This is a genomic window from Leptotrichia sp. oral taxon 223 (assembly GCF_013394795.1).
GTDB lineage: Bacteria > Fusobacteriota > Fusobacteriia > Fusobacteriales > Leptotrichiaceae > Leptotrichia.
Map to the genome: position 1 here is coordinate 1 of NZ_JABXYU010000003.1, position 11186 is coordinate 11186.

Here is an 11186-nt window from a genome sequence, read left to right on the forward strand (position 1 = left end):
AGTTAGTTGCCCCGTATAGATGCTTGCTTGGGTCAAACACATACTTGGTTAAATCGTTATCCCTTCTGTAGTATTCCAGGAACTTTCCTCCACGCCCCCTGTAGGTAGTTCCCCAGTCGTTGTTCGTATATCCTGTGCCGAACTGGAATGAAGCCCATGGGCTCTTGATAACCTGATCCCCCTGCTGAAGCAATTGTGCAAGTTCCCTCTCAGCACCTTTAAGAGACTGTTCATTCTCCTTTCTGGCACGTATGAAGGACTGACGCAGGTCAGTTATGGCATCATAGGTTGCGGCACTGACTTCCTGCTGCTCCGTAGCCGCATCGGCATTAAGCCTAGGCGCAAAAGTGAGAAGCCCGGTAACAAGGAAAGCGATTAGCAGGCTGTCAGAATAGTGCACGTCTTTACATCTTTTAACAAACGATCGCAAGTCTTTAGCAATCTGTCGTAAGTTATTACTCATATCTTCCTCCTTAAAATTATGAAAAATAGCCAGAAAACGACTATTAGTACAGTATAGTGTTTCATTCTGCCCCGAAAAGAATCTGATGGTGACAGAACAGCCTAGTAATGTTCAAAAACACGGAAAGACATCTAGAAAAGCAGGCAAAAATGCAATGTGGCGGGCAAAAAGTCCTTAAGGGCGCCCATAAGTGATTTTTTTGGAGAGATAATTAACTACACATTAAGTAAAAGTAATAGAAAGAGATATTTTTGATTAGAAATGTCAGTGATTTTTGAGTTCTGTTCTGAAATGATATTTTTAATAAAAAAAATATAAATAATATAGAAATTAATTTTTTATTTATAACAAAAAAAGACTAGAAAATTCTAGCCTAATTTGTCAACATTTTTTCATTTGTAAATATTTTTTCCTTTGTCCTATTTATTTTATTTTTCCATCTTTATATGTTTTTCTTTTTTTATCTTTATAAGTTTCTTTTCTATCTGAAATTTCTATAATTAATATTAACAAAATATCATTTTTTATTTCAGCTACAATTCTATAGGAGCCTACTCTATATCTCCATAATCCTTTTAAATTTCCCGTTAGTGCTTTTCCTCTTTGCTTTGGATTTTGTGTACCTATTAAATTTTCTGAAATCCATTTTTTAAGAAGTTTAGCAATTGCTTTATTTGATTTATTTAATTTTTTTAGATCTTTTTCTGCAGACTCAGTAAACTTTACTTCATAAAACTTTTTTTCCATTATAATTCTAGCCTTTTAAAAACCTCTTCAGCAGAAGCAGTTTTTTCAGATTTTGAATTTTCCCATCTTTTCAATATTCTTTTTTCATCTTCTTCAGTTATTTCATCATATATTTTGTCTAAAATTAAGTTACGAACAAATGATGACATGTTAAGATTATTCATATTTGAATATTCTTTTAAAAATTCTAAATCTTCTTTTTCCATTCTCAATGATAATGTAGGCATTCTTTATCCCTCCAATCGTAATATTTGTATTACAATTATACCAAGTATTATTCTATTTGTCAAGATATAATATCTCCTTATTCTTCATTCCTAAGATATGTCAATAATATTACCTCTTTTTTAATTTTTTTTTTATGCGTTTGTCGTGTATTTAGATAAGATTATTTATTTTAAAAAAGAAAATTTTAACATATGATTACCTTAATGATTCGTAATAAAATCTAAAAAAGAAGCAAAAAAAGAAAGGCCGCCCGTAGGCAGCCTCCCCCTTAAGTTTAAGCTGTTCTGCTTATTCTCAAGCTTTCTTGAGCTCTTCAAGCCCGTACACTTTACTAGTACAGAACTCTCAGTCCCAGTCCAGCATTGAAGTTGTGTCCCTTTGTTTCGTATCCTGTGTTTACTGTGAATCCTAGTCTTCCGTTATCCAGTCCTAGGTTAAGGTGCGACTTGAAGTTTCCTCTCTTGTCTTCCTTGTCCCCTCTGATTCCGAAGTAGTCTGTCCATGCTCCAACTATTCTTGCTTCATTTTCAACGTCGTTCAGTTTTCCGATTTCGTTTTCATAAGTGAAGCCCAGAACTGCTGTGAAGTTCGTATTCTTGAACACTGGCTGGCTGTATCTGAAGTCGATTCCTGCATTCGGTTTAACTGAGATGTAGTCGTCGCTCTTGACATTCAGCGCCATGTCCCCGTTTTCATGGATTGAAGAGAATCTTCCGTATTCAGCCTTGATTCCGATGTTTGGAACGATGCTGAAGCCGTCATTTATTACAAATGCCTTTTCAAGCCCCAGATTTGCTCCTGCACCATAAGAATAGTAGTCGGCTTTTGCTCTGAATTCCTGATCTACTACCCAGAATCTACGCTTGATGTCGTTTCTTCCGAAGAATCCGTTTCCTCCTACATTAAGTACGAATGTTCCGTCACCGTCAAGAGGGATTGACTTGAACACTCCGACTTTGGCCATTGCCTGGTTTTCATAAGATTTAGACAGATCTTTGAATGTGTAGTAGTTGTTTACAACTCCCGCATACCATCCTGAAGCTTGTCCAAGTCTTACAGTCTCATCTTCGTGGACGTAGGCAAATCCACCTGAGTTGCTGTACCAGTCAGGTATTCCTGCAGTGTCAGTCTTGTACTCGTTTCTTTGTCCGAACGCCTTGAACTTGTTGGAATCTTTAGAAAGATTGTTGTCTTTTCTAAGTCCGTCAATTTCTCCACCTATAATATCAGATGTAGCCTTGATTCTTTGTTGGACTCCACCATAAATGTGCCCTCTCATCTGATCGAACGCCTGAGCCAGGATATGCCCTTCTCCGTTTCCTAGGCTGTTCAGTTTATTGAAGATAACTTTTTCAGCACTTTCCGGTCTTGCGATTTCATAGATGTTGTCCAGGTTGTTTGTGAAGTTTACAAGCGAAGTATCGTTGTCATAGGCGAATGAGTGGTAAGGAACCTTACTCATGTACACTTCTGACAATTGGTTGTCATCAGATATTTTTGCCAATACTTGCCAAGTTAAGCTTGCTGACAATGCATTAACCTTCGCTCCTCCCGGCAGCTTGTTCAGCGCATCGTTGAACGGTTTCAGGATATTGCTCTTCGCAACGAGGTTTCCATTTTCATCGTATTTATCTCCAATTCTGATAGCTTTAGAGTTTGTATACAATGTAGCTTCTGGTCCGAAGTACAAATTAACTTTTGATAACTTACGTAAGTTTTCAATACCATCAATAGGGTTAGTGTATCTAACTCCTGAAGTATCTACGTACATTCCGATGCTTGTAACTTCTGACCGTTGATCCCTGTAGGCATGTTCCCATACCGGGTTACCCCATTCGTTTTTAGCTGAAAGGTCGATTATTCTTGTTCCACCAGTCTGAATGCTGCTTGCAACAGTTATTTTGTTAGCTACATCTCCAGGATTTGCAGCGTCACTTTCAACATTGAATACAGGAGTGTCAATACCGTCAACACTTACTTTAGTTATCGGTACAATGTCTGGAGCAGTTATTGTTGTTCCTACTCCTGTTGTTTTAGGATTTCCTGTTGTTCCTTCTTCGATTGAAGATTCAGTTCCTCCATATAAATCAGTTCCACCATGTCCGTTAGTTTGTCCTGCAGTTACACCATTTGTAGCTGTTTCAGGTAATATTTCTGTTCTATTTCCATTTGCATCTACAGTAAATCTTCTACCATCAGTTACAATTCCATGAGATCCGTTTCCTTCTACTTTAATTGTTCCATAGTTCTTAATGTATCCACCATTAATTGCAACTACTCCTGACAAGTTTCTAGCATTACCTGTAATTGTTCCGTGGTTTTCTCCAATTGCCCCTCTGTCAAGGTACATACCGATTGACTCTTCACCTTTCAGATTGATTGTTCCGTAGTTAAGAGCTTTTGAACCATGTCCAGTTGCAAACATTCCGATACCTTCTTTTTCTTCAACATTGATTGTACCTCTATTTACAATGTATCCTTCTTCCTTCGTTCCGGCAAACGAACCATCTTTGTCGTAAGTATTACGTCCTGCTGCCATTGCTGCTGAGTATCTCATATTAATTGTGTCTGACATACCAGTTGTAATTGTTCCGTAGTTAGTTGAAGCAACATTAGTATTGCTTGAGAATATTCCAATATTTCCAAATCCTCGTGCATCACTATTTTTATTGTCAACATCATATTTTGATCTCAAGTCTATTGTTCCGTAGTTGTCTATTGATCCTTTTGTATAGTAAGCCGTATTGTAATCTCCGTTCATTGTTACATTAGCATAAGTTTTTCCTGCTGATGCAGTATCTAATGAGTAATAGTATACAGCATTTCCTTGTTCTTCAACTTCCTGAGGAACTCTTGGATTATTGCTTGGTCTTACTGATTTAACTTGTCCACCTGCATTGCTGCTTGTAGAATGTGCCAATCTGATTGTTGGAGCTTCTGTTGGAGAACCGATTGTTACGTTTGTAGCAGCTCCTCCATTCTTCTCAGCCATCACGATACCGTATGAGAATCTGTCAATATCCATATCAGCACTTATGTTAACGTCTCTTGCAGCATTTGATTTGCTTTGGTTATTGTCAATATAAACTCCAATTACAGAATCTCTTTTTCTTGGAGCATCCAATGCTGATAACAAGTTATTTGGGTTAGCATATTGAGTTTGTCTGCTAATCCAATGAGTTACTCTAGTTCCATCTGGCTTAATTTCTTCCCAAGAATGTTGAACATGTCCCATTACAGTGTCGTTTCCTACTAAGATCTTAGTTTGTTGAATATTTACGTTTCCATCTCCTGAGTAAATTCCGTTGTTATTCTTGTTAACTGTAATTTTTGATTTAGTTCCATCAGCTTTTGCACCAGTAGTTATATTATATCCGTAAATAGCCCAGCTTCCGATATTCTTATCGTTTGTAGAATCTCCGATTGTAATATCTCCGTGGTTTTCAATAAATGTGTTGTATCTTGCATTTGCTGAGTGATCGTTTGCCAATATACCAATATTTGCTTTTTTAAGATCTTCAGTTTTAATATTTTTAGCTAATTCGTTTAATGAATCACTAAGAGTAATGTTACCCCAGTTTTCAAATCCACCTTTATTTACAACTGCTCCGTAAGATCTAACATTAGTTGTTGAATTTTGTTCTTTTATATCTCCGTAGTTTATTGCTCTGTCTCCAGTAACACCGTTATGAGCGTCAGTATTTACCAAGATACCTGCGATTCCTTTATATGTCGGACCAGCAGCTATACCGGCAAATCCTCTTGCTTCAAGTGCTTTTGCAGTAGCTAAATCCATAGTTCCATTATTATTGTTAAATTTAATGTCTAAATAGTTTCTGGCTACTTTATTTGAAGATAAAGTACTTCCGAAAATCATTCCGAATCCTTTTTTGTCATTATCTCCTTTGTAGTTGTAATTTAATGCTTTTATTTGAGTACCCAGTCTGTCTTCGGCTGATGAAATATTAGAATTATCTGTTACCCAGATTCCAGCACCATCATTCTTAGTATTTACTGTAAGTCCTTCAGACAATGCTCCAAATACTATATCTGAACCTTCAGCATATACTCCTATACCGTTATGTTGAGTTCTAATATCAGGGTTTGCAGCTTTTCCTAATGTGTTTAATGTGATGACACCACCTCTATTTGCATCGTTGTCAGCATTTGTAGAACGGTTTACTAAGGCGATACCTACTCCTCTGTATTCTTTTTTATCTGCGACTGCTGTTGTATCTATACCTCCAACATTTTGCCCACTATTTACTTTTATTGCATCTGCTGAGGCTGGTGTAGCTTGCATGTTATCATATTTTATAGTTACTTTTGTTTTATTGGCACCTACTGTATTTGAATCATTGTGAGTATTTTGTGCATAGATACCTACTGCACGTTTACCATCTACAGCGATAGTTCCATCAGTTCCACTTGCAACATTTTCAATTGCAATTGCATTTTCTCCGTATCTGTCTGTACCTTGTTCAGCTCTATATTTTGCATTGTCTCTAGCATTTGCTGTTGAAATACCAACAATTCCGTAGTTTTCTCCATCAGTTATTGCGGTTTCGACTGTTCTGTCAATAGTTGCAAGTCCTGTATTTGATCCGCCTGTTAAAGTAACTTGTTTATCTGGATTGTAAATACCTGTTACTGCGATTTTACCTTTATTTACAAGTTTACTTCCGTCAGTTCCAACTATAGCATTTCCGTGATCTGTATAAATTTTTGCAGCTGCCGCATTTTCAACTGTACCGTATGCCACGTTTACTGCTGTTATAGCATCACTTGCCGAACCACCCCAAATATTGATGTTACCTTTATTCCAATATCCTGATTCATCAACTTTACTTCTTCTGTATCTTGCACCAGTAAAGTTATTCATTCTAAGATCATCGCTATCCCAACGGAAAAGTGAGTTAGCCATATTCAATCCCTGTTTTTGTCCAGCCAGGTTTTTAGCATTTCCGTAAATAGTAGTTGCAGCAGAAATGTTTACTTTTTCACTTTCCATTGCTATATCAGTGAATGGATCATTTGCCTTATCTTTTACTGCTGTTGAAATCATAGTTTTAGTTTGTAATCTAAAGTTATCTGTCAAGTCAACTGTTCCTGCTGTAACATCAATTTCACCATTTATTAATGTTGTTTTGAATGAATGTTTATCATTTATTCTTTGATCAGTTTCAGCATCATCATAATTACTGATTCCACTCATTTCTCCAGCATATTTTGCAATACCTGTTAAGAATCCAGCTCCTGTATCATTTCTACTATTATCCCAAGTTAATTTTTTATCTCCCTCAGCTTGATTTACAATACCAAGATCTACATTGTTCGATAGTATATGAGCTTTTACGTTGTTCATTCCACGATATTTTGCAGCCCAGTATTTATTTTCTTCAAGACCACCTGCTGCTGGTATAGATTTTTCTTTATAATAATCTGAATATGCACCACTATAATCCTTCCATCCAAAAGCATGCTGATATTCATTACCAGTAAGCAATCTTCCGTCATACATATCCAATCTTGTTGTATCTGTAAATGTTATCGCAGTACTGTTTCTACCTGTTTCAATAGCATTTCTTAATACATAGAATGGAGTTGTATCAGTGTGATCATTTGAAGAAGCAGAAGTTGCTGTATTTTTACCTTTTCTTGTTTCAGCACCAGAAAATCCATTTGCAGAAGTTTGTATTGTATCTTTTGTATTATTTTGATTTACTATATTTCCTTGAAATTCAATATATCCTTTATCAGTTGCAAATAATGCTCCATTTTCACCTGATACTACAGATACTCTACTTTTATAAATAACATTTGAACCTTCTCCAGTAGCATAAGCTCCCATTCCATAAATAAGTGATCCAGCACCAGCTGCTTCTGTATCTTTATTAATATTAGCACCTGTTTTACTCTTATCTTCAACAACCGTGTTTGATACAGCAGTTTTTTGTATAACTACATCTCCGCCACCACTAGCATAAGCGGCCACATTTTCATAAGTATTAGCACGCTTAGTATTAAAATCTTCTCTTCCGTTCATAACACGGCTAGTTTCAGAGAACATTGCATTATCTGCCGCCACTATATTTCCATTAATTTCTACTCTTGAACCTGTTTCGCTATTGTTACCAGCTGTTCCAGTTCTTTCAGATATTAATTTTGAATTTCTATCAGTACCTATTCCTTCAGCTAATGCAATTATAGAGTTATAACCACCTGCTCTTGTTGCAACAGGAGTTGTTGTAGTACCAACATTTATAGTTGCACCGCCTTTTGCTCTATAGGCAGTTCCTTGTCTTGATACCATATCTACAGCTGATTTTACATTAATTTCTGTAGGTGCATTTTCTGTGTTACCGTAAGTAGCAGGTAAGAATCCGTGATTATCACCTTTCCAAGTTCCTTTTGCAAAGAACATAGTTGTATTATGAGAAGTATTTCTTATTGGAACAGAATATCCCCATTTCAAAAGGTTACCACCAGTATCGTGGAACACACCGTCTGAAATTGTATTTGTGGCATTCAAGTTATTTGCACTTGAAACATTGGCTACATCTACAGCCGTTCCGTTACCAGCATACACTAGCACTCCATCTTCAGAATATCTTGAGAATCCTAAGTTAAGATCTGTAACATTTAGATTTTTTAAAGCTTTGTCAGTTCCACCGAAGCCAGACATTCCTGCACCAATCCATCCTGTTCTTACTCCATCAAATCCTGTTGTTGTATTTTCTCCTCTTTGTCCTGAAATAGCATATACTCCAACATTTCCAGTAGATGTTATTGCATTAGTGCTTTCATAGAATGAAGAACCTATAACACCTTGAAGCCTTACTGTTCCTTCAAACCATCCAACTCTTCCAAGTCCAGTAGGATGATAAGCATTGTTACTGTCTACATATCCATGGCTATTTTTTATACTTCTGTTGAAAAATGCCACAGTATTGTAATTTCCGTCTACTGAAATATGGTTCAAATCAACTTTACTACCTGTATCAGATACCCATCCTAAATTAGAAAAGATGACATTTTTGTTATATCCGCTCTTACGGCCTGCATTATATGCTGGATCAGTACCCACTAGAATAGTTCCTTGCCCTGTATAGTTTCTAGCATCCATAGTTGTTGCTCCAGCTCCAACTACAAATTCAAGTTTTGAGGCATATTGCTGATTATTAAACAGCACATTTTCGTCAGATTCTATATGTGAATCGAAGTTTCCATGTACATTGATACCTCTAGTAGTGTGAAGTGTTCCAAAATTACCATTTATAATGTTAAATCCAATATTACCATCCCGTTGGCCTGAAGTATTATTATTCTGAGAATTTCTCAAATTCATTATTACATAACTGCTGTTGTTCTGTCCAGTAAATTCAATTTCTCTGTTAGCATATCCACTATTTTCTACTTCAAATCCAATTGAGTTTCTATTAATATTAAAGGTAGTTGTAGGTTTAACTGTTGTTTTAGTTACATTGTAAAGATAAACAGCAGATGCACTATTGCTATCATTAGTACTTCCGTTACCAGAATTATTCAAAATATTAAAAGTAGAGTTTTCTATAGTCAAGCTCGGAGTAGTATCAGTATTTGGATATGTTCTTCCTGCTTTTATTCCTGTAGAAGAATAGTTATTAACATTAAATGTAGCATTTTTTATTGTCGTAGCTTTTTTAGTATGTATATCTATTCCTGTACTTGTAGTTCCGTTTACAGTATGACTACCACCATCAATAGTTGGTATTTCTGCCTCTTCTGATATAAAGATACCAACATTGCTTGAACCGCTACTTGTTGTACTATTTCTTGAAATACTTGATATTGATTTGCTTGGTGCTAAGTATAATCCATAATTTCCAGTACCACTCATGGTCATTGTATTATCGTTAAATGTCAGTGTTCCAGGTTCGGCAACTCTTACACCAATATTACTGTTACCTACCATACTTATTCCAGTATCAGTAATAGAGTTTGTAGCACCACCTTTGGTTAAATTAATACCATTACTATTTCTACTGCTACTTCCAGTAATACCTACATGAATTGTAGAACTAGAAACTGTAGTATTACCAGATGGTGCATATACTCCATTACTATGGTTAGTTCCATTTATACTTATAGTACTACTACTGTTAACATCTGCATTACCATTTGCTGCATATACACCATTATTATACTCTCCAGAGTTCATAGTAACTGTACCTGATGAAACACTTGCATTCCCAGTTTCTGCATATACACCATTATTATGACTTTGATATACAGCTCCAGATGAATTTACAGTAACACTACCACTTGATAAACTTGCACCTGTTTTTCCTCTTATTCCATTACTTCGATCTCCTGTTACAGCTATAGAACCTGATGTTGAACTTGCACTACCATTAACAGATCTAACACCATCACTATAATTTCCTGTTACATTTACTGTACCACTATTTGATGCAGTACCTGCACCTGTAGAAAGCAATCCTGCAGAAGAATTTCCTAATACAGTTACAGTACCAGCATTTGATGTAGTACCTGCAGAAAGTAACCCTGCAGCATTATTAGTTCCTGTTACGTTTACTGTACCTACACTATAATTGTTTGCTGAAGTACTACCATTTATACCTACATTATTATTACCGTGTCCACTTATTGTTATACTTCCATAATTTGACGAAGTTGTTCCATCTATTCCTGTTACATTTCCTCTAGAACTTAAATTAATAATACCACGATTTGTCACAGTTCCAGATGATTTAATACCAATGATATTATATCTAAAAGAACTACTTGAAATTGATGCTACACTATCTACAGCAGCCGTACTATCTATCCCAATGCTACTATCGTTATTCAAATTAATAGATACACCACCTAATCGAGCATTTGATATAGCAGCAGTAGCTTTTATACCTGATTGTCCAGTTCCGTTGACATTAATAATCATGCTTCTTACATCACCGCCAGCATTTCCATAATCAACACCAACACCTCCAGAACTACTAGATAAACTTACAGTTCCACCAGATACAATTCCACCACCAGTTACTTTTATACCTGTAGTATTTCCACTCTCCATAGTTATATCAGTATTAGTAATAGTCTGACTACTCGCATTTAATATTCCTATATGTCCAGTTTTAACTGTTCCACCGGCACTATGTCTTCCAGCATTTGTTCCATCATCGTAATATGCTCCTATAACTTCAGTTGGAGATGTTTCCCCATGTGGAACATCGTGAATATCTTTTGAAGTCCAAGAATGTGTTCCTCCCGTAATAAATGATCCGCTCGTATTATAAATAACTGATGAACCTCTGTTATTTGTAGGAGTTTGTTCATAAGCCGATCCATGAGCTCCATTAGCTAGAGTCCAAGTGGCAGTTGAAGCAGTTCCTCCTGAACCACCTGTTGCTGTTGCTCCAGAAGCACTATAATTATTTGTATTTCCATTTGCATTCTCATTATAAGTTCCACCAGTATAATGGTCACTTCTATAAGAATAATTATGCTGAGCCCTTCTAGTAGTAGTCCAGTATCCAAGTTCATTAAATGCTCTATATGGATTTGGATTAGGTCTTGTATATCCGTAATATCCTTCAGGCGCATCTAATAATTGTGGATTAAAGCTAGGATTATTAAATAATGTTAATCTATCCATTCTAGTAATTTCATACGGAGTATAAGGCTCATGCACATTAGCTGGATTGATAACTAATGAATTTGGCTCCTGATTTCTTGGAATATTCAA

At 36.1% G+C, this 11186-nt stretch carries 4 protein-coding genes; all 4 read right to left on the bottom strand.

All coding sequences use genetic code 11. The features are described from left to right. The coding region (locus tag HW275_RS10170; RefSeq protein ID WP_178936469.1) for an autotransporter-associated N-terminal domain-containing protein at positions 1-463 on the bottom strand (463 nt) is incomplete at its 3' end. Positions 464-886: 423 nt separating this feature from the next. Then, complete coding sequence (locus tag HW275_RS10175; protein ID WP_178936470.1) at positions 887-1210, bottom strand: type II toxin-antitoxin system RelE/ParE family toxin; 324 nt, start codon at positions 1208-1210, stop codon at positions 887-889. Next, a complete protein-coding gene (locus HW275_RS10180) occupies positions 1210-1437 on the bottom strand; it encodes a DUF6290 family protein (RefSeq protein WP_178936471.1) in 228 nt (75 codons plus the stop codon). Before HW275_RS10180 ends, HW275_RS10175 begins: the two co-directional genes overlap by 1 nt. Before the next feature lie 332 nt (positions 1438-1769). Next, complete coding sequence (locus HW275_RS10185) at positions 1770-11096, bottom strand: hypothetical protein (RefSeq protein WP_218975150.1); 9327 nt, start codon at positions 11094-11096, stop codon at positions 1770-1772. Between the last annotated feature and the right edge of the window lie 90 nt (positions 11097-11186).